This window comes from Emticicia fontis, assembly GCF_054779675.1.
Map to the genome: position 1 here is coordinate 37,977 of NZ_BAAGXU010000057.1, position 22,210 is coordinate 60,186.

13 protein-coding genes are annotated in these 22,210 nt (G+C 39.1%); 9 read left to right on the forward strand and 4 right to left on the reverse strand.

Going from position 1 to position 22,210, the window contains the following annotated elements; translation table 11 throughout:
* Positions 1 to 81 precede the first annotated feature (81 nt).
* The 4 genes from ACYVFA_RS23620 to ACYVFA_RS23635 form a co-directional block, all read right to left on the reverse strand.
* Positions 82 to 1,758: a hypothetical protein gene (locus ACYVFA_RS23620; protein WP_460474334.1), complete on the reverse strand. Its 1,677-nt coding sequence runs from the start codon at positions 1,756 to 1,758 to the stop codon at positions 82 to 84.
* Between the two features lie 70 nt (positions 1,759 to 1,828).
* Positions 1,829 to 3,709, reverse strand: coding sequence for a membrane protein insertase YidC (yidC, locus tag ACYVFA_RS23625; protein WP_460474335.1), 1,881 nt, complete (start codon positions 3,707 to 3,709; stop codon positions 1,829 to 1,831).
* Between the two features lie 138 nt (positions 3,710 to 3,847).
* A complete protein-coding gene (locus ACYVFA_RS23630; protein WP_460474336.1) occupies positions 3,848 to 5,497 on the reverse strand; it encodes a CTP synthase in 1,650 nt (549 codons plus the stop codon).
* Positions 5,498 to 5,643: 146 nt separating this feature from the next.
* Positions 5,644 to 6,468: a hypothetical protein gene (locus tag ACYVFA_RS23635; RefSeq protein WP_460474337.1), complete on the reverse strand. Its 825-nt coding sequence runs from the start codon at positions 6,466 to 6,468 to the stop codon at positions 5,644 to 5,646.
* Positions 6,469 to 6,695: 227 nt separating this feature from the next.
* Here ACYVFA_RS23635 and ACYVFA_RS23640 point away from each other — a divergent pair, with 227 nt between their 5' ends.
* From ACYVFA_RS23640 to ACYVFA_RS23680, 9 genes are all read left to right on the forward strand, one after another.
* Entirely contained in the window at positions 6,696 to 7,661 is a 966-nt protein-coding gene (locus ACYVFA_RS23640; protein ID WP_460474338.1) for an oxygenase MpaB family protein, read from the forward strand.
* Positions 7,662 to 7,692: 31 nt separating this feature from the next.
* The gene (locus ACYVFA_RS23645; protein WP_460474339.1) at positions 7,693 to 8,334 is read left to right on the forward strand and encodes a TetR/AcrR family transcriptional regulator; all 642 of its coding nucleotides are present in this window, start codon (positions 7,693 to 7,695) and stop codon (positions 8,332 to 8,334) included.
* 135 nt (positions 8,335 to 8,469) lie between these two features.
* Positions 8,470 to 9,804: an ABC1 kinase family protein gene (locus ACYVFA_RS23650; protein WP_460474340.1), complete on the forward strand. Its 1,335-nt coding sequence runs from the start codon at positions 8,470 to 8,472 to the stop codon at positions 9,802 to 9,804.
* A gap of 111 nt (positions 9,805 to 9,915) precedes the next feature.
* Positions 9,916 to 11,448 (forward strand): bifunctional metallophosphatase/5'-nucleotidase, encoded by a 1,533-nt coding sequence (locus tag ACYVFA_RS23655; protein ID WP_460474341.1) that lies wholly within the window; start codon positions 9,916 to 9,918, stop codon positions 11,446 to 11,448.
* Positions 11,449 to 11,523: 75 nt separating this feature from the next.
* Positions 11,524 to 12,042, forward strand: a complete 519-nt coding sequence (locus tag ACYVFA_RS23660) for an LVIVD repeat-containing protein (protein WP_460474342.1) — start codon at positions 11,524 to 11,526, stop codon at positions 12,040 to 12,042.
* A 3-nt stretch (positions 12,043 to 12,045) separates the two neighbouring features.
* Complete coding sequence (locus ACYVFA_RS23665) at positions 12,046 to 12,798, forward strand: LVIVD repeat-containing protein (protein ID WP_460474343.1); 753 nt, start codon at positions 12,046 to 12,048, stop codon at positions 12,796 to 12,798.
* Positions 12,795 to 13,511, forward strand: coding sequence for a hypothetical protein (locus ACYVFA_RS23670; RefSeq protein ID WP_460474344.1), 717 nt, complete (start codon positions 12,795 to 12,797; stop codon positions 13,509 to 13,511). The genes ACYVFA_RS23665 and ACYVFA_RS23670 overlap by 4 nt, the downstream gene beginning before the upstream one ends.
* Positions 13,414 to 14,532 (forward strand): type IX secretion system protein PorQ, encoded by a 1,119-nt coding sequence (gene porQ, locus ACYVFA_RS23675; RefSeq protein WP_460474345.1) that lies wholly within the window; start codon positions 13,414 to 13,416, stop codon positions 14,530 to 14,532. Before ACYVFA_RS23670 ends, porQ begins: the two co-directional genes overlap by 98 nt.
* A gap of 397 nt (positions 14,533 to 14,929) precedes the next feature.
* The coding region (locus ACYVFA_RS23680; protein ID WP_460474346.1) for an Ig-like domain-containing protein at positions 14,930 to 22,210 on the forward strand (7,281 nt) is incomplete at its 3' end.

Genomic DNA, 22,210 nt, shown 5'->3' on the forward strand with positions numbered 1-22,210 from the left:
ATAAAATTTTTCTTATGATATATAAAACGAAAGAGGTGCACAACGGCACCTCTTTCGTTTTATTATTATCTTATCTGTCTTTTATCTGGCTACTTCAATAAACTTACCATCCTGATACTTGATAATAGGTACAATCTGATTTTCGTTTGAGCGATTCGTATAGTCAAAACCATCCAGTGTATAGCCTTGGGTGTGTTCAATAGAATCTAAATTACCCCGAAGTTTGTTTCTGCCTGATTTCAGCATTCTGCCGTAGAACAATAGCATATCATAACCCCAATAACTATAATATGAAGGTGCAATATTCTGGCTACTTATATAGGCACTTCTAAAATTCTTCACTTCTTCTTTATCTCTGTCCATATAATCTAACTGAATCAGGTATAAATCTCTGTTAAAAATATTGAGAGAAGAACCCTCAAAATCAAAGGCAGAAGAGGCTGCTATAATGGGTGAGTTAATTCGTTTTTTATCTAATGCACTGATAATTTTCGGCCCAAAGGTTTGCTCACTACCTGCAATAAAAATATGGTCAGGTTTACGTTTAGTATCAATATCATCAGCATTGGTGTATTTTTTTATAGCTAATACGTTCAACCCTTTTTCCATAGCTCTATCCCGATAGATGTAAGCAAAAGCAGAGTCCTTACGGGTGTTGCCATAATAGATAGTTACTGTGCGCCCCGATTTCTCATTAACAATATATTCAATTGCCTTGGCTGCCTGAGTTTCGAAAGAAGGAGAGGCTAAAAAGGCGTTTTTATCATTACTTACCAACTGGCGATTATTCGACAATGGATGTACCTGAATCGCATCATTAGATTTGACAAAATTATTTGCAACTTTGTTTACTTCTGGGTAAAGAGGACCAATAATTAAATCTACTTTATCAAAAGCACGATTACCTACAACATCATTTATATGCTTTACATCTCGCTCTATGTCAAAAGCATATAAATTAACACTGATTTGCTCAGAAGCTAGTTTTTCCTGTGCCTGTTTCATACCTGCATATAAATCATAAATATATTGGTTGGCACGATTGGTTCTATTAGGATCAAACTCGAACAGACGGAATGGGAGCATAACTGCTACATTAATGGCATTATCGTCTTCCTTTTTCTGTTTTTTTGAAGATTTCTTATCAGAATTACCTCCCAGGTTAAACTGATTCGTTAACTGGTCTGATAATTCTAAATCTTCTCTGGTGGCATTTTTACTCCCCTGAATATTATCAACTATTAATTGGGCCAAAACCGGATTATCAGGCGATTTCTGGTAGAGTTGTTTTAAGCGATGTAACTCTTTGATTTTGCTCAGATAGATATACTCCATGTTTTCAATTTCTTGCCGCCATGCTTTAGAAGTAATGCGGTTAAGATATTGTAGTGCTTCATCTGGCTTATTTTCGGCAAAAGCTATGTTTGCATATAAATAAGTAGCATCTTCTATTTTTCTCCAATCCGGAAAACGTTCGAAAAGTTGCTTCAGATTAGTACCGGCATCATAAAACTTATTGAGCTTAAAAGAAGCTAAAGCATAGTAATAATGTGCGTAGGGAGAGATGGAGTTCTCGTATCTTTTATGGGTAAGGGGTAAAAGTATTTCTCTTGCTTCGATATACTTCTGGTCGGCATAAAATTGCACAGCTTTCTTGTATCGTAGCAAATAGTCGTTATCGCTAAGGCCTGGCTGCTGTTGCGCTATAGCAGAATATGATAGGAATAAAAAAATGAATAAATTTTTTGTTCTTCTCATAGGTATCGGTTCAAGGGATTTATATGAATTGAGTGTGAGGCTCAATATACCTCACACTCAACGAAAAAAATTATTTCTTCTTATTCTGTTGTTGTTTCTTTTTCAATTCCTCTTGTTGTTTGCGAGACTCCTCTGCCATTTTCACCTGATTCTCCATAAACTGAGCAAATTTACCTTTTTTTGCTGCCTGAGGATTTGCATGGTATTTTTTCTTATTTTCCATCAGAATCCCCCGAATTTTATCTTCATCAACGAAACGACGCACAATTTGTTGTTGTGCAATTGTGATAACGTTTGATACTAGATAATAAAAACTCAAAGCCGCAGGGAAACTATTCAAGACGAAGAAGAAAACTATCGGGAATACGTAGCTTAATTTCTTCATGTCAACAGGACCCGGCTGGTCTGGAGTAATCTGGTTGTTGTAGTAAGTAAATGCCAAACTTGAAAGGGTCATTAATACCACAAACAAACTAATGTGATTACCTACAATCGGGAGATTAGTAGCCCAACTAATCGGATAATCGTATGTTGAAAGGTCAGAAGCCCACAAGAAGTTCTTCTGACGGAACATAATCATATTCGGAAACAAGAAGAATACCGACATCAGAATTGGCATCTGCAATAGCATAGGTAAACAACCACTTAAAGGGTTCACACCTACCTGTTGGTATAACTTCATTTGCTCTTGTTGCATTTTCACCTGATCGTCGCCCACTTTAGCACGAATTTCATTTAATTCAGGTGCCAGAATACGCATTTTAGCCGAACTCATGTAAGAGCGATAGATTAATGGCGTAAGGGCTGTTTTAATCACCAATACTACCACTATAATCAATAACCCATAATTGCTGATAAGGTTTTCAGCTAAGTTAAATAAAGGTACAAAAACATAACGGTTGATAGGTTTTACGAAGTCGTATCCTAAATATACGTTTCTGTGGAAACCCGTAGTTACAGTTTTAACAGAAGCATAATCATTCGGCCCGAAATAGAAGCGGTAATTACCTTTGCCTCCTTTTAAATCTGTCAAAGGCAGAGCGGTTTCTACTTCAGCAGTCTTTACTACATTTGGGTTTGTTTCAGGCGTGGTCAGTTTAAACTTAGGATTAACCATCGGCTGATTCTTCGCTACGAATCCTGTGATAAAATATTTCTGCTTGAACGAGAACCATTGAACTGGATCTACCAGACTTATTTCATCATTGCCTACTTTATTAGAGCCTATATCATCGAAATCATCAGATTTAGCATCCCAATAGTTGATTTGAGCCGATTTACGGTTTTCGTTAATGTCGTGTTCTAATACTTTCAGGTTATCCTGCCAGTATAAACGGGCATTTTCGCCCTGAACGACACCATCTAAACCAGTCAGTTTAATGTCATAATCAACAATGTAACCTGAGCCTTTAATTGTATATATCTGCTCTACAGTCTGGTTGTCTGCTAAAGCTAATTTGAATATTACTTTCGTAGAGTCTCCGGCTTTTACAACAGTTGATTGGTTCGCAGTGGTATAATAAAGTTTCTTTAAGTCAATCTTTCCTTTATTCGTCTGAACTTCAAGATTCATGGTTGAAGTTTTGCTATCAAAAAGAGTCATTGGCTTTTTAGTGCCTCCTTTAAAATCCTCGTAGGTCGAATAATTTTTCAGGATAACTTCTTTTAAGCTACCTCCCTGTGTGCTAAAAATATACTTGGCATCCTGATTTTCAACTACCAGATCCTGTGCTGTTCCAACAGCTGCTGAGGCAAAATCGCCAAATGCAGCTTTGATTGCAGTCGTATCTGTAACAGGATTACTTTTAGGTGCTACTTTTGTTGCCTCTGCCGGAATCGCTGGTTTTTGCTCTTGAGGGGGAGTTGAAGGCATAAAATACATATATCCTGCCCACATTGCCAACAACAATACAATACCAATTATTTGGTTTTTGTCTATTAACTTTTCCATTAAAAATTTATAATTCGTAAAAAAATACTCTTCGCAGCTTTTAAATTGCCTTACAAAAGTCGCAAAGATTCATAATAATTCCTAATTATTAGGCTTTCTCTAAGAGCTTGTTACTCAAAGATTTACTGACATCTCTACTTAGTTCAAAACCAGCTTCTTGCTTGAAGCATATTCAATGGCTGCTTTCACGAAATGAACAAAGAGTGGGTGAGGGTTCATTACTGTACTTTTTAATTCAGGGTGGAACTGTACGCCAATGAAATATGGGTGGCTTGGTAATTCAACTATTTCTACCAATCCGGTATCCGGGTTAACACCTGAAACAATCATACCAGCTGCTTCATAGTTTTTCAGATACTTGTTGTTGAACTCCCAACGATGGCGATGACGCTCACTTATATTAGCTTTGCCATAGATTTTTCTGGCCAATGTCTTGTCTTTTACTTTACAAGCATAAGCACCTAAACGCATGGTACCACCTTTATCTGTTACATTCTTCTGGTCTTCCATCAAATCAATTACTGGGAATTGCGTATCTGGCGCCATTTCCGTTGAGTGTGCCTCTGGCATACCGATTACGTTTCTGGCAAACTCAATACAGGCCATTTGCATACCTAAACAGATACCAAAAAATGGAATATTGTTTTCTCTCACATAGCGTACTGCAGCTATTTTTCCTTCAATTCCTCTTTCACCAAATCCAGGGGCTACTAATACACCGTCTAATCCATCAAATTTCTCTGCAATATTGTCTGGTGTCAGACTTTCCGAGTGAATCCATTCAATGATTACCTTACATTCGTTGGCTGCTCCGGCATGGATAAACGATTCAGCAATTGATTTATAGGCATCTTTTAACTCAACATATTTGCCTACTAAACCTATACGCACTTCCTCAACAGGATTTTTGTATCTACCTAAAAAACCTTTCCATGCATCCATGTCGGCATCCTGATCGTTGTAGATATCTAGCATATATAATACTCTCTGGTCGAGTTTTTCTTTCTGCATCAACAAAGGCACATCATAAATCGTTTCAGCGTCCATGGCCTCAATGACAGAGTTTTGCTCTACATTACAGAAAAGTGCTATTTTTCTACGAATATCGTTTGGAAGTGGGTGTTCTGTACGGCAAACGATAATATCAGGCTGAACACCCGATTCCTGCAACATTTTAACTGAGTGTTGCGTCGGTTTGGTTTTTAATTCTCCCGCTGATTGCAGATAAGGTACCAGAGTCAGGTGAATAACCAATAGATTATCTGAACCTAAATCCCATTTTAACTGACGTACAGCTTCTACATAAGGAAGCGATTCGATGTCGCCCACGCAACCACCCAGCTCAGTGATGATAATATCAAAATTGCCAGTTTCTCCTAACTGAAGAATATTTCTTTTGATTTCATCGGTGATATGCGGGATTACCTGCACAGTTCTGCCTAGATAATTACCCTTACGCTCTTTCATAATTACATTATAATAGATGCGTCCGGTAGTTACATTATTGGCTTGAGAAGTAGGAACATTTAAGAAACGCTCGTAGTGGCCTAAATCAAGGTCGGTTTCGGCACCGTCATCTGTTACATAGCATTCGCCATGCTCGTATGGATTAAGAGTGCCAGGGTCTACGTTGATGTAGGGATCAAACTTTTGGATAGTTACGGATAAGCCTCTTGCTTGGAGGAGTTTGGCTAATGAAGAGGCGATAATGCCTTTTCCTAGTGATGAAGTTACGCCGCCCGTAACGAAAATATACTTCGGATTTCGGGGTTGCCCGCTCATTGACATGGTGTCTTAATATCTTTGATTACGGGATACAAAGGTACGACTTTTTGTCGAACTCTATCGGCTAAAATTTGATAAGTTTTTAAGTTTTATCTTAAAGGGTTGATTGTCAGAGGCTTACTCTTGTGATTTTATTTGCAGATATTTTTTTACTTCGGACAGTTATAAGAAAAACTCTCCTGATAGTTTTCATTTTTCCCATTTGACTTACGTGTAACTTTGCATGAAGTCGGAAATTTTTTGTCGTTATATTCGTATTGATACGAGACCGTAATATCTCCATTGTCAGTGTAAATTCTGGCAGAAGTTACATTATTTTTATTGATAAAATAAGTAGTATTTTCGTGACCAATGCGTGCTGAAAATATCGCGAAATAAAGCATGACATTAGACAGAGATGCGCCCAGGTATGGAGAATTTTTATCATCAAAACTGAGGTTTTCTAGTAGGGTTTTGGCTTTCCCATCCTTCATTACGCTTATTTTTGTTACATTTCCTGCTTTGTCGTAGGCAATGGTGGTCTCAAGAACCTCTTCAAAAGTTGGTAGTAATAAATTGATTTTTTCAACTTGCTTATTACTATTCACATACGCATTGCTCTTAAATTCGAAGAGTTTTCCTCCACTATCTTTCCCCACAAAATTAATGAGTGATAATCCTCCTTTGGCATCATATTGAAATGAGATGTAATAAGTTTTGTCCTTAGAGCTTTCAGCTCTTACGGGTAGGCCATTTTCGTAAGTGAGCTTATCAAAATCAGCAAAACCGTCTATGCCAGTTACTAATTTTTTTGTATCATAGGTGAGATTATACACGATACCATACCCGTGGTTTGCATTTTTTAGCAAACATAATTCTACTTCTGGTGTTTTTCCTTCACCTGTTCTGGCTAATACATCAAGGCCGTGTTTACAAGACGAAGTAAAAACAATAGATAATAGGAGTAAAATATATAGCAACTTATAAGAGGGCATGCGCAAAGAATTATAATAATCAATCGAATTGATAAAGCAAATATCATGCAGAAATTCGGTATAATAGAAATTTAATGCTTCAATTACTGATTCGCTGTAAAATTAGTCATAAGCTTATCAAAACTGTTCACTTCTTTGTTTTTTTTAATGAACTGAGGAAATTTTCTACACTAATGGTAATAAACTATTCTTGTAAATAAGACGTTTATATAAACACAAGTGTTGCAATGAAGATAAATCAATTAACATATTACCGATCAGTAGGAGATGCAGAAGCAGATGCGCTGATTGAGCAATTGATCGCGAAAGAAGGTATAGGCTTTCTACGTTCTTTGATGCCTTTTCTGGGCGATTTCAAGAAACTTGATTTTCAGAATCAACCTCAATTATTACAGGATTTCTTAAAGACTCATTCTTCTCTGCCCGATTTCTTTAATAAAAAAGAACTGATTCGTGCCACGGATTTTTATCAGGAGAATCAACAAATCATTGGATTGATTCTTGGGCTATATGCTTTACCTTATTGCTACCTGGGCGCTGATGGTGCCAGAGTATTATATCTCTCGGAAAGGATTCGGAAAGATACCTATAACCGCTTGGTGGAAACAGGTAATTTTATGAAAGCTGTGATGAGTTATGATAACTGGGAGGACGATAAAATATTTGCCATTTGTACAAAAGTAAGATTGATGCACGCTGCTATCAGATATTTTACCCTGCATAGCCAGAAATGGAATATGGACTGGGGATATCCGATTAATCAGGAAGATATGTTGGGCACTAATCTGGCTTTTTCGCTGGTAGTTTTGCGGGGTATGCGAAAATTAGGGTATTCTGTTGACAATACTTATCAAAGAGCCTATCTACATATCTGGAATGTGGTTGGCTTTTTACTGGGAATTGATGAAGAATTATTACCTGCTAACGACCTGGAAGCCATCAAACTGGAGCGGATGATTGTTGCCAGACAATTTAGGCAATCGGCTGAAAGTCAGGCATTGACAGATTCGCTGATGCAGGCTGTCAGAGGCATTAGCCCGAATGAATGGACGGGTGATTTATTACAGGCGCAATCGAGGTTTTTGCTGGGTGAAAAATATGCAGAAATGCTGGGCGTAAAAGAAACAAATATCTCTGACACTTTGTTGATGGTATATAACACTACTTCTGTTGTATTATCAAGATTCTTCTGAAACTACAATGGACTATTTGCATTCAAAATCAATGACTAAAGATAAAATCAAACAAGCTTATATTGAGCATATTCTGGAAAAGGGTACGCAACCAGAATCTATCTATGCGTTTTGTAAGAAACTGAAAATAAAAGAGGCAGCTTTTTATGAAGAATATACTTCGTTTCCGCAGATAGAAAGTGAGATTTGGAAAGGCTTCTTTTCAGAAACCATTACCTCAGCTCAGAACGAAGAAGTATATACCGATTATTCAGTGCGAGAAAAAGTATTGGCTTTCTTCTATACATGGATTGAAGTGTTGAAGCAGAACAGAAGTTTCATACTGAAATCGTATGAAGGCTTTCAAAAGCCTATCTACACTAAGCGTAATCCTCAACTGACTGACTTCAAAGTAGCCTTTTACGATTATATAAATGAATTGGTATTGGAAGCCCGTGAGACTAAAGAAATAGAGCAACGCCCGATTCCGCAATTGACACAACGTTATCCTGATCTATTCTGGGCTAAAACCTTGTTCATTCTGGATTTCTGGGTAAACGATACCAGCAAAGCCTTTGAAAAAACCGATACCATGATTGAGAAATCGGTTAATACGGCGTTCGATTTATTAGGCCGCTCGCCTTTAGATTCATTGTTTGATTTAGGCAAGTTTTTATTTCAGAACAGAAGATAAGAATTGCGTGATTTAGTGAATGAGTGATTGAGTGAATATTTATAATTATTAAACTAGCAAACTGAGTATAGTTTAATGGTCAGCTAAATTCTCTAATCACTAAATCACACAATCACTCATTCACTCAATAGACACATGAACTCACAAGATAAAATACCTACCTCTAAAGTAGCCAGAGCCACGCAATTTGTGAAGGCTGGGGTGAAAGTAGGGGGCAACTATATTAAACATTATAGTAAGAAGATACTAGATCCATCTTTAAGTAAGGAGGAGTTACACAAAGACAATGCCGCTGATGTATATGAGACTTTAAGCAACCTGAAAGGCAGTGCCCTGAAAGTAGCCCAAATGATGAGCATGGATAAAAATCTGCTGCCAAGGGCTTATACTGATAAATTTTCGATGTCGCAATATTCGGCACCTCCTTTATCGTCTCCTTTAGTCATTAAAACTTTTAAACAATATTTTGGGAAATCCCCTTCTGAAATGTTTGCTCAATTTGACTTAAAGGCAGAGAATGCTGCTTCAATTGGTCAGGTTCACGTGGCTTATAAAAATGGAAAAAAACTAGCAGTAAAAATCCAGTACCCGGGTGTAGCTGAGAGTATCAGTTCTGATTTGAAAATGGCTCGCCCTTTGGCTGTGCAATTATTGAATCTGAACGATGCTGAAATAGATAGATATTTTAAGGAAGTAGAAGAACGCTTATTAGAAGAGTCAAACTATGATTTAGAATTAAAACGTTCTGTCGAAATTACAGAGGCTTGTTCGCATATCCCTCACTTGTTTTTTCCAAAATATTATCCTGAGTTTTCATCCAACCGAATCCTGACGATGGATTGGATTGATGGCATGCACCTGAAAGAGTTTTTGGATACGAACCCTTCGCAGGATATCCGTAACCAGATAGGGCAGGCGCTTTGGGATTTCTATGATTATCAGATGCATACCCTTCGCAAAGTGCATGCAGATCCACATCCGGGTAATTTTCTGATGACACCCGAAGGTAATTTGGGCGTATTAGATTTTGGTTGTATTAAGGTAATTCCTGAAGATTATTATCAGAACTATTTTGCCTTGATGAATCCTGATACCTTGAATGATGAAGAGAAAATTCAGAAAATTTTCTGGGATCTGGACTTTTTGTTGAAAGAAGATTCACCTAAGGATCAGGCTTTCTTTACCGATATATTCAAGCAGATGATTCGCTTGTTAGGTCGACCGTTCGATTCTCATACTTTTGATTTTGGTAAAGCAGGCTATGTGGATGAAATCTATCAGTTCTTAGATTATATTTCTAAAATGCCTGAATTGAAAAACGGTAATTCGGCGCGTGGCTCGCAACATGGTTTGTATGTTAATCGGACTTATTTCGGGCTTTATACTATTTTAAATGATTTGAAGGCTAATATCAGAACCACCAAGCCTGACTGGGTGACACCGAAGCATTTGAAAGAAGCATTAGTGTAAATACGGCTTTTTATATACATTTGAAACGCTTATGAAGTTTTGTAACTTTATAAGCGTTTTTTTATTTGTACAGATTTATAACCTATTAGTCATTTATCATTTGTTAATTCAATGAAAAAACTTCTCCTTTTCCTTTCCGTAACCTTAGTATTGGGAGCTTGCCGTACTTCTAAAGTGAGCAAAAGCAGCCAAGATGAAGTAGCAGTCACCTTTTTACATCTCAATGATGTCTACGAAATTTCACCTCTGGATAACGGGAAAATAGGGGGAATGGCGCGGGTAGCTACTGTTCGTCAGGAATTAATAAAAGAAAACCCGAATACACTTACGGTACTTTCAGGAGATTTCCTAAGTCCATCAGTGACTGGCACTTTACGTTATGAAGGTAAAGGAATCAAAGGTCGCCAAATGGTTGATGTGATGAATGCCATAGGAGTAGACTGGGTATGTTTTGGTAATCATGAATTTGATTTAGATGAGAAAGATTTACAGGAACGCATCAACGAATCGAAATTTAACTGGCTGAATACCAATGCCTCAGAAAAAATAAATGGCAATCTGGTGCCTTTTGGTAAGGTAGTAAATGGTAAGAAAGTGCCGTTCCCGAAAACCCAGATTTTTACCTTTAAAAATGCCAAAGGTGAAGAAGTGAAAATGGGTATGTTTGGAATCGTATTGCCGTCGAATCCTAAAGATTATGTTTGGTATGATGATTTCTTTGAATCGGCTAAAAAAGCGTATAATGAGCTGAAACCACAGTGCGATTTTGTAGTAGGATTGACACATATCAACAAAGTGGATGATATCGAATTGGCCAAGATGATTCCAGGACTTACGTTGATTATGGGTGGACATGACCACGAGAATATGCAAGAGAAAATAGGCAATGTGATTATGGCCAAGGCCGATGCCAATGCAAAAACAGCCTATATCCATAGAATTTCTTATAATAAAGCAACGAAACAGGCAACAGTAAAATCAGAACTACGAAGAATTGATAATGCAATAGCAGACAATGCTGAAGCAGCGGTAGTTGTAAAAAAATGGGAAGACATTGCCGATGCCAGTTTCAAAGCCATTGGCATCAACAAAAATGAGGTAATAGCTGACCTTAAAGAGCCACTGGATGGGCATGAGGCAACTGTCAGAAATCAACAATGCGCTATGGGTGGCATGATAGCTAAAGCCATGACGGCAGCAACCCCTGAGGCAACCGATTGTGCGTTTTTCAACGGCGGCTCTATCAGAATTGATGATATTGTATCTGGGAAAATGACACAGTTGGATGTGCTGAGAGTTTTGCCATTTGGTGGTAAAGTAATAGAAGTAAAAATGCGTGGACGTCTGCTGGAACGAATCTTAGAAACGGGATTGCAAAATAAAGGAAGCGGAGGTTATCTTCAATGGGACAAAATCAGTTATGATGGAGCCAAAAAAGAGTGGAAAATCAATGGAAAACTACTTGATGTAAATCAGGAATATAAGGTGGTAACAAGTGATTTTTTATTGACTGGTAAAGAACGTAATCTTGATTTCTTCGTGAAAACCAACCCTGATATTATTTCTGTAACTGATTCTTTTCCGGATGGTGATGCGCGGAACGATATTAGAAAATCAGTTATAGCATACCTGAAAAAAAACTAAATTTTTTCCAACCATTCGAGGGCGATTGTTGTCATAGTAGGTAAGAGATTTGTATATCTTTTAAACCACAACGCTATGAAAAAACTTTACTTTCTGGCAATAATCGCCCTCTTGAATAACTGCGTTACCGACGAAGATAAAGCAGCTAATGAAAAGGTAATGGGGTATAGACCCATTTATACCGATTATGCGGTTCTTCGCAAAATAGAGCTACAAAAAGCACGAGGGCTCACAAGTCCTGGAAAAATCTACACCAAAGGCAAATATCTCTACATCAACGAGTCAGGGGATGGCGTACATATTTTTGATAATTCGGATAAAACCAATCCCAAACCTCTTGTCTTTCTTTCCATTCCTGTCAATAAAGATATTTCTATCAAAGGCAATATTCTATATGCCGATAATGGAGATGATTTGGTAACGATTGATATTTCTGATCCGAATAATATAAAGGTGCTGAAACGTGTTGAAAAAGCGTTTCCTTATCCTAGCTATCCACTTGAAAGAGGTAGATTCGAATGCGTTGACCCTGGCAAGGGATATGTAAAAGCTTGGGAATATGTAGAATTAACCAACCCTAAATGTAGCAGATAAGGCATGAAAGCTCTCAAAAGAATTATTTATATCTCATTAATGATGGCATTGGTTTATGCCTGTAAAGGTGATAGTATTTCTAAAGACAGTGCTGCCAATGTGGGTAAGGGAGGTTCTATGGCTCGCTTTACCATTGCCAATGATTATCTGTATATTGTTGATAATCAATCATTAAAGGTTTTCAGGATTTCTGAGCCTCAAAATCCTGTCTTTATCAAACGTGTAGCTTTGAATACCGTTGTTGAAACAATCTTTCCTTTTGAGGGACACTTGCTCATAGGTACACAAACCGGGATGTTTATTTTTAGCATAAGCAACCCCGAATCACCTGAAAAAGTGGCCACTTATTCGCATATAGCTTCTTGTGATCCTGTGGTAGCAGAGGGAAACTACGCCTATGTAACTCTTCGTAGCGGCACGAACTGCAATCGGGGACTGAACTCTTTAGATGTGGTTGATATAAGAAACTTGCAAAGTCCTCAATTGGTAAAAATTTATCCGATGCAGAATCCGCATGGTTTGGGTGTAGATGGAAATCTTTTGTTTGTCACTGAGGGCGATTATGGACTAAAGGTTTTTGACAAAACCAATCCTAATGATTTAAAGCTCATCAAAACCTTTCAGGATTTTACTGCTTTTGATGTTATTCCTGATGCCAATGTGCTGATTATTACTGGTAAACAGGGTATTTACCAATATAGCTATAATGAACAGAATGAACTGAAACTGCTGAGCAAAATCCCGATAGAATCATGAGATATACCACACTGAGTTTGCTGTTCGTTATATTGTTTTCAAGTCATGTATCAGCACAGGATACCCTCGGAAAGAAGCATCTTGCCATTAAAATAGCTCCGCTGGCTATGTTTGATATTGATAACACCTTTCAGTTTGCGGCCGAGCATCGGCTGGGTGGTAATAGGTGGACATTATCAGAAGAATTTGGGTATGGAACAGCTGCCGGAAATTTCTGGACTAATGTTTTGGGTACCACCAGAAGTGGATTCAGAGAGAATATACGGGCAAAAATAGAAGTAAGGAAGTATAAAAACGCATTTAATGGTAAATATGTGGCCTACGAGTTATTTTACAAACAAATTAACGACAGAGCTGAAAGAATGATTGGGCGAGAATGTGAGGGCGGAGGTTGTAATTATTTTGAAGAAGTGAATTATCCTATAAACAAGCACGTCATAGGTATTAGTGCAAAAATCGGATATCAGCTGAGAATTCGTAATGAATTGAAAAAAAACACCAACTTTGTATTTGATTTTTATGTGGGTGCAGGCATCAAGCGGGCTATTGTGAATCATCATGACCCTAATGAGAATCTGCAAGGCGATATGAACATATTTACTGATTATTATAACGATGGCTTATTCAGCAATTCAGGGCTTGGGTACAAAGACGCAACATACAATTTATTCCATTTGGCCCTGGGTCTCAAAATCGGCTACCTCGTTTTTTAAATCATTTCTATCCATAATCATTGCTTCAGCTTTTTGCTTTTTGAGCACTGAGGTAAACGGGCAGAACAGTTTTTCCTTTCTAACACTTTCGAATAATGCCAGATTGAATGCTTTAGGTGGTGTAAATGCTTCACTTTTTGATAAAGATATTAATCTACATACTGCCAATCCGGCTTTATTGGATTCTTCTCAACGAGGACAACTGGGAATAAACTATTCTCCTTATCTGGCACAGAGTAATTTTTTTGTACTCAATTATGCTCCTAATTTTAAAAATGCAGCAGAGCAAAGTCAATGGGGCATTAGTTTGCAGAATCTGAACTATGGTACGTTCCAAGGAACTGATGCAGTGGGTAACCCTACAGGAGAGTTTTCGGCTAATGATTTTTCATTGGGAATTACCCATGCGAGGAGAATCAATTACATCTCTTTTGGGATTACTGCTAAATTAGTGGGTTCCATCTTAGAGTCATATAACTCGATAGCAATACTGACTGATTGGGGAGGGACATTCAAGCACCCCAAATACGATTTAAACTTTGGAATTGTGGCTAAGAATATAGGTTTTGTTGTGAAAAGTTATGGAAATATAAAACCTGATATACCTTTTGATTTACAGATTGGAGCGTCTTTTAAGCCTGCACATATGCCTGTGAGATTCTCAATCACAGCGCATCATTTGTATGCCTTTGATATAGCTTATAACGACCCTGCTTTGAACTATACCTTTGATAGTCAGGGTAATAAAGTACGAAAAGAAATCTCTGCAGCCAACAAGGTGCTAAGCCATTTTGTGGTTGGTACCGAGATTCTGATTCATAAAAATTTCCACTTGTTGGCTGGTTACAATCAGCTTCGTCATCAGGAATTAACAGTTAGCTCTTTGGGTGGGGCAGGTGGTTTCTCATTCGGGGCTAATCTTCGTATCAAGCAATTCGGATTCTCCTTTTCCCGCTCTACACTCACTACCGGAAAAGGCTATTTTACGTTTAGCGCTCTCTGGGATTTATTGAAAAAATAAGATTTCCTTCGAATAAGAATAACAGAAAAAGAGGTGGTTTTTCTGTTAAATTTCTATGAATTTTTCTGCCTTCTCCTTCCTGAATTTTCTATGTTATTTCTTCTGGTACTTGCGCAAGTGGTGAAATTTTTGTCATTGATTATCAGTTAGTTATGATTTTAAATGTATCCGTTTGATAAGAATTTGGCCTTAATGGCATGGTACTTGCTTAATTATAAGTAATAAAGGTAAACTAAGCGTTTTCGATTAGCCTTTCAATATACCCAACTCAAAAAAGAAGATTTAAAAAAATTAGGTGTCCATTGTAATAGAACATACCTATTGCTCTCCTAAATTCATTGATTTAAAGAGAAGCCTCTTTTGGCAGACTTATGTTAATTATAAGTGTGCCATAGGCTTGAGTGTCTGCCTCTTTTTGAGTTTGTTTTCTTCTGTCCTTGCTCAAAATACTATTTCATCTCCCTTAAATCAACCACTACTTTCGGCTAATTCAAATAGCAATACTAGTCTGTCAGATCAACCTATTGAAATAGCTTCATTAGTCAGCAAAACAGGCAATGAAAACAGAATCTATGCAGAAGGTGAGAGGTTTTTTAATAAAAATACGCTTCGATCGTCTGGCATAGAAGTTCCTAAAAGCTTTGCAAATGCTGCCCTTAGCCTTACATTGGCGAAAACAAATCCTTCATGTGGTACAAGTAACGGAACTATCACCGTAACCGGAAGTGGGGGTGTACTCGGAACAGGTACTATTACAGCCCAGGCCTGGCTCAATATTAGTGGGTCTGCTGTATCAAATTTGATAAGTAATAGTAACTATCCGAATAGCCCTTCTTATACTACTACATTAACTTCAATTGAAGCTCCGGCAAATATAGCAGATAATTTCGGCGCTCGTATCCTGGGTTATTTAGCTCCTGAGGTTACAGGTACTTATTATTTCTGGATTGCATCAGATGATGCCAGTGAACTTTGGTTAAGTACCAGTGAAAGTGCTACTAACAAAGTCAAAATAGCTTCTCAAACAAGCTATACTGGTGTGAGAGAGTGGAATAAGTCTTCTTCACAAAAGTCAGTAGCTATTAGTCTGGTTGCTGGTGAACTCTATTACATAGAGGCTCTCTATAAAGAGGGTGGAGGAAATGACCACGTATCAGTTGGATGGGCAAAACCGGGGCAATCAACAACTGCCCCTTCTGAAGTTATACCAGCAGATGCTATCAGACCTTTTACTTCGGCCTCATTAACTACTGCCACCTATCAATACAAGTTAGGCAGTGGGGCATATCAGACCAGTAATGTATTTGCAGGCCTTGTAGCAGGTACTTATACAATCACTATTAAGGATACTGAAGGCACTACTGCCAGTGCGAGTATCACTTTACCATCAACTACACCTACCGTAACACCAGATAGTAACGAACCTATCTGTGTAGGGCAAACCCTTAATCTGACAGGTACTACCAGCCCAACTGCTGCTACTTATAAATGGACTGGCCCCGGAAGTTTCACTTCTACATCACAAAACCCGAGCAGAACCAGTGCCACCACAGCTATGTCGGGTACTTATACCTTATCCGTCACATTTAGTGGTTGTAGTGGTACTTATACGGCAACTACCTCAGTTACTGTTTCTTCCGCCACTACACCAAGTGCGACTGGTGCAACTCGTTGTGGTACGGGAACAGTGACACTTACAGCAAGCAATTGTTCTGGAACGTATAAATGGTATAATGTTTCTACAGGAGGGACTGCTATAGGAACAGGCAGTAGTTTTATAACTCCAAGCATCTCAAGCAATACTACTTACTATGTAGAGTGTAATATCGGTTCATGTACAAGCAGCCGCACCTCGGCCACAGCCACTGTAAATGCTACCCCAACACCAACTGCCGTTGGAGATACCGAATGTGAAGGCTCAACCGTAATTTTAGGAGCAACGGGTGGCACTTCTTATTCATGGGCAGGGCCAAACGGCTTTACTTCTAATTTACAAAACCCGACTATTCCCAATGGAATAACAACTATGTCGGGTATATATACAGTAACTGTAATCAATGCATCTGATTGTAGTGCTACTGCTACAGCAAGTGTTTTAGTAACTGCGATTCCGTCAGCTCCTACAGGTTCAGATGTAGTTCGTTGCGGAACCGGAACCGTTAGTCTGACAGCTACTGGATGCAGTGGCACATACACTTGGTATGCTAATAGTACAACCTCTACAAGTTTAGCCACTGGAGCAACTTATACAACACCGAGTATTTCAAGTACTACTACGTATTATGTAAGTTGTACGGTAAATAATTGTGTAAGCCAGGACAGACGGTCGATAGCAGCAATTGTTACATCACCACCTTCTGCACCAAATGTTGTGAATGGGTCTCGTTGTGGAACTGGTTCTGTAAGTCTTTCAGCGAGTGGCTGTTCAGGAACTTATGCCTGGTATACAGCGGCTACTGGTGGTTCTTCAATTAGTTCGGGGAGTACCTTTAATACGCCAAGTATTTCTACAACAACTACTTACTATGTAGAGTGTAACTTTGGCTGTTTAAGCAGTAGATCGGCAGTTACTGCCACTGTGAATGCTAACCCGACAGCTACGGCTACAGGTGATATTGAGTGTGAGGGCTCTACAATTGTTTTAGCTTCAACCGGTGGTACTTCTTATAACTGGGCAGGACCAAATGGTTTTACATCGAATTTACAAAACCCGACTATCGCCAACGGAACAACCGGAATGTCGGGTCTTTATACAGTAACTGTAACTAACGCAGCAGGATGTACAGCTACTGCCACAGCCAGTGTATTAGTGAAACCAATTCCAGGTGCGCCGGGTGGTAGTGATGTGGCTCGTTGCGGTGCAGGAACTGTAACATTGGCTGCTACAGGTTGCAGTGGGACGTATACCTGGTATGCCAATGCCACTACCTCAACCAGCTTAGTTACTGGAGCAACCTATACTACCCCAAGTATTTCGACTACAACAAGTTATTATGTAAGCTGTACACTAAATGGATGCGTAAGCGATACGAGGGGTACTATCAATGCAATTGTTACTACCCCACCTGCGGCACCAAACGCAGTGAACGGGAGCCGTTGTGGTACAGGTACAGTAACACTTTCAGCCAATAGTTGTGCTGGTACTTATGCATGGTATGCAGCCTCTACCGGTGGGACTTCATTAGGCACCGGAAGTTCTTTCACTACACCAAGCATTTCAAGTACTACGACTTATTATGTTGAATGTACTTATGGTTGTGTGAGTACAAGAGCAGCAGCTACTGCCACTATTAACGCATTGCCAACCATTACTACAACCGGAGATAATGAATGTGAAGGATCCACCATCGTTTTAGGTGCTAGTGGAGGCGTCTCCTATAGTTGGTCAGGCCCGAATGGTTTTACGTCTAATTTACAGAATCCTACCATTGCTAATGGAACAACAGCGATGTCGGGTTTATATACTGTCACAGTAACCAATGCAGCCGGTTGCTCAGCTTCTGCAACAGCAAGTGTATTGGTTAAACCAATCCCTGCTGCTCCAACAGGTAGTGATAATAGCCGTTGTGGATCTGGTACCGTAACCATATCTGCTACAGGTTGTACAGGAGGTACTTATACCTGGTATGCCAATGCCACAACTTCAACCAGCCTGGCAACTGGTGCGAGCTATACTACGCCGAGTCTTTTAAATACCACTACTTATTATGTCAGTTGTACTATCAATGGATGTACAAGCACTACCAGAGGATCAGCTGATGCGATTATTAAACCGGTACCTGCGGCACCTACTACAAGCCCTGTAAGCCGTTGTGGAGCTGGTTCAGTTACTATTTCAGCAGACAATTGTGCTGGAACTATTAACTGGTATGCTGCTGCCACAGGTGGTTCAAGTCTAGCAACCGGAAATTATACTACACCAAGTCTTGCGGTTGGTTCAACAACTACTTATTATGCTGCTTGTACAGTGAATGGTTGTGTTAGTACCAACCGTACAGGTCTGACAGTAACAGTTTTAACTCCTCCAACAGCAACCGCTTCTAATACTGGTACACATTGTTTAGGTACTACCTTTAAATTGATAGGTGATGGTACTGGTGCAGAAAGTTATTCATGGAGTGGTCCTAATGGTTTTAGTAGCAGTGAACAATCCCCTTTAGTCAATACTGCCACCAGTGCGATGGCTGGTGTTTATACATTAACTGTTACTGCTGCCAATGGTTGTACTGCTACTGCTACCACACGAATGGTAATTAATAGTAGCTGTGCCTCTATATGTACAACACCCGTCGCTGTTCAACCTACCAACCCAACCTCTTGTACTGGAACTGATGGATATATCTTTGTAACAGAGTATGGAGCAGGGCCTTATTATGAAAGTAGTATGGATGGGATTACCTGGTATAATTCAGAAAAGACTTATTCAGGGTTAGGTGTAGGGTATTATACTATATTCATCAGAGATAAAACTTCAAAGATAGTTTGTAGAACAATTTCAGCGGTTCTTATTTCTTCAAATAGTTCTTATTTTACAGGTGCTACACCTACCTCTGCAACATCTTGTTCGGCTACTGATGGTAAAATTGTTTTGCAAAATGTTTTAGGAACAGATGATGTTTCCTGGATCTCTTCAACGAGCCGTAGTTATGTAAAAGTTTCTTCTCTTTCTCCTGCTAATACTATTACAAATTTATCACAGGGCACCTATTATGTGGTAGTTTCAAGAGGAGGTAATCCACTTTGTTATAGTGAAAGAAAAATAACCGTCGGTAATAGCGGAACGCCTTGTCCGCCAGGTCTTTGTACTACCCCAAAAAGTTCAAACCTGTTTCCGGGTGGTGATTTTGGTTCAGGTAGTTCTCAGAATGGTCCTCCTTTGGGCCAAGGCGAGTCTCAATATAGCTATGCGCCTATAGGTAGTGACTCACCGAATGATGGTAACTATGCAATCGCAAATTCAACAGATTATAATGGCTCAGCAGCAGGAGGAAATATCTTTACAACGTGGGATATCTTAACACAAGACCATACCGTAGGAGATGTAAACGGGTATATGATGATTGTCAATGCTTCTTATAACCCTGATATAGTAATTGAAAGAACAGTAACAAACCTGTGCCCGAATACAAGATATGAATATAGTTTATGGATATACAATATCTGCCCTGCGGCTAATACATCGGGTTGTACTATTAAACCTAATTTGACCTTCCTTGTTGATGGAATTGGTAAATATTCTACCGGAGATATAACAGCAACCGGTTGGCAGCAGGTAGGTTTTACCTTTACTACTGGTAATTCTACTACTTCAACCTTTAGTATCAGGAATAATGCAACCGGTGGGCAAGGGAATGACTGGGTTATTGATGACATCACGATTACCCAGTGTTTGCCAACTATCGCTCAAAGTGCTAGTATAAAAAAATGTATTGGTACCACAGGTCAAACTATTTCAGCAACGGTAACCGATGGTAATGCGCAATATACTTATTATAAATGGCAGGAAAGTACAGATGGCGGAACTACCTGGTCTGATTTGACTAATGGTACAACAGCTACCTTTTCGTCTGGTTCATATACTGTTTCTTACACCTTGCCAACTATCACAGCGGCAATGAATGGAAGAAAGTATAAAATTACAGTAGGTACTTCACTTTCCAATTTAGCTAACTCTGATTGTTCTTTTGATGGTACTGAAACCACATTAACTGTTCCGATAATTACGGTTACACCTTCAGCTAATCAGAGTATTTGTAATGGTAATAGTACGACTATATCAGCCAGTGCTTCTGGTGGGAATAGTCCTTATACTTACTCATGGAGTAATGGCCTTGGTAGCGGTGCTTCTAAAACAGTGAGTCCTACTTCTACTACTACCTATACCGTAACGGTTACAGATGCGAATGGTTGTACAGCTACAGCCACTACGCAGGTAATAGTAACAACCTTACCATCTGCACCAACAGCAGTAAATGGAAGCAGATGCGGAACGGGAACTGTAAGCTTAGGTACATCAGGGTGTAGCGGAACTGTAACCTGGTATGCTTCTTCAACAGCCACTTCAAGTCTGGCTACAGGAACCACTTATACTACACCAAGTATCAGTGCAACTACTTCTTATTTTGTAACCTGTACTGTAAACAGTTGTGTAAGTTCATCCCGTACAACAGTAACAGCTACAGTCAATGCTACCCCAACAGCAAGTGCAACAGGAGATGTAGAATGTGCAGGTAGCACAATCGTTTTAGCAGCAAGTGGCGGAAATACTTATAGCTGGTCTGGCCCTGCGGGTTTTAGCTCTACTACTCAGAATCCTACCAGAGCCAATACAACTACTGCGATGGCAGGTATATATACAGTTACAGTTATTTCTGCACAAGGTTGTTCAGCAACGGCAACAGCAAGCGTAACGGTTAATCCTGCGCCATCACCAGATATTTCTGGTACAACTACTATTTGTGTTGGGCAGTCAACTACTTTAACAGCAAGTGGCGGAGATAGCTATATATGGAGTACAGGTGAAACAACTGCAGGTATTAATGTTAGCCCCACAACAACAACAACTTATGCTGTAACAGCCTACGCAACTAATAGTAGTTATACTAATATTGTAAGAGATCAATCGATCTTTAATTCTGCTAACTTTAGCTATATAAATTCCTCAGCTTCTTATGCAGGACCACAGAATTTATTTGATGGTGTAGATAACACAGGCGGTGATACTTTCCATGCCACAAGAACTACTAACGGTCAGGATTGGGGTATTGGTTATACTTTAGGTGGAGACTATCTGATTACCTCATTAAGTATTGATGCAAGAAATGATTGTTGTACTGACAGAGCTAAAGGTGGTGTGATGCAGATATGGAAGAACGGCTCGATGGTTTATCAGAGTAATATAATAAATGATGCTGGCAATGGTGTGATTAGTGCTACACCTGCACCAAATGTTGTGGGTAATGAAGTCAGATATATTTTCTTAAACGGTGTCAATACTGTAAGCGCAGAAACTACCCTCAATTTTGCAGAATGGATTGTTGCGGGTTCAAAAGTATGTTCAGCTATTAAACAGGTTACAGTTAACGTTAATCCAGCCCCTTCTGCCACAGCAAATTCAAATAGCCCGGTATGCATGGGCAAGACATTAAACTTGACATCATCAGGAGGTACTTCATATTCATGGGTAGGTCCGAATTCATATAATTCAACTGTTCAGAATCCAAGTATTACGAATGTAACTGCTGCTGCAACAGGAATTTACACAGTAACTGTAACAAATGGGAATGGCTGTAGTGCAACGGCAACAACCTCGGTGGTAATCAATGCCTTACCAACCCCAACAATAGGTTCCAATAGTCCGGTTTGTGTAGGTAAAACATTAAGTCTGACATCATCGGGAGGGACAAGTTACTCGTGGATAGGTCCGAATTCATATAGTTCAACTGTTCAGAATCCAAGTATTACGAATGTAACTGCTGCTGCAACAGGGATTTACACAGTAACGGTAACAAATGCAAATGGCTGTAGTGCAACGGCAACAACCTCGGTGGTAATCAATGCCTTACCAACGCCAACAATAGGTTCCAATAGTCCGGTTTGTGTAGGTAAAACATTAAGCCTGACATCATCGGGAGGGACAAGTTACTCGTGGGTAGGTCCGAATTCATATAGTTCAACT

Excerpts from the sequence above, each read along its gene's own strand:
- ACYVFA_RS23620 (WP_460474334.1), bottom strand. The coding sequence starts at position 1,758 with ATGAGAAGAACAAAAAATTTATTCATTTTTTTATTCCTATCATATTCT.
- yidC (WP_460474335.1), bottom strand. The coding sequence starts at position 3,709 with ATGGAAAAGTTAATAGACAAAAACCAAATAATTGGTATTGTATTGTTG.
- ACYVFA_RS23630 (WP_460474336.1), bottom strand. The coding sequence starts at position 5,497 with ATGTCAATGAGCGGGCAACCCCGAAATCCGAAGTATATTTTCGTTACG.
- ACYVFA_RS23635 (WP_460474337.1), bottom strand. The coding sequence starts at position 6,468 with ATGCCCTCTTATAAGTTGCTATATATTTTACTCCTATTATCTATTGTT.
- ACYVFA_RS23640 (WP_460474338.1), top strand. The coding sequence starts at position 6,696 with ATGAAGATAAATCAATTAACATATTACCGATCAGTAGGAGATGCAGAA.
- ACYVFA_RS23645 (WP_460474339.1), top strand. The coding sequence starts at position 7,693 with ATGACTAAAGATAAAATCAAACAAGCTTATATTGAGCATATTCTGGAA.
- ACYVFA_RS23650 (WP_460474340.1), top strand. The coding sequence starts at position 8,470 with ATGAACTCACAAGATAAAATACCTACCTCTAAAGTAGCCAGAGCCACG.
- ACYVFA_RS23655 (WP_460474341.1), top strand. The coding sequence starts at position 9,916 with ATGAAAAAACTTCTCCTTTTCCTTTCCGTAACCTTAGTATTGGGAGCT.
- ACYVFA_RS23660 (WP_460474342.1), top strand. The coding sequence starts at position 11,524 with ATGAAAAAACTTTACTTTCTGGCAATAATCGCCCTCTTGAATAACTGC.
- ACYVFA_RS23665 (WP_460474343.1), top strand. The coding sequence starts at position 12,046 with ATGAAAGCTCTCAAAAGAATTATTTATATCTCATTAATGATGGCATTG.
- ACYVFA_RS23670 (WP_460474344.1), top strand. The coding sequence starts at position 12,795 with ATGAGATATACCACACTGAGTTTGCTGTTCGTTATATTGTTTTCAAGT.
- porQ (WP_460474345.1), top strand. The coding sequence starts at position 13,414 with ATGGCTTATTCAGCAATTCAGGGCTTGGGTACAAAGACGCAACATACA.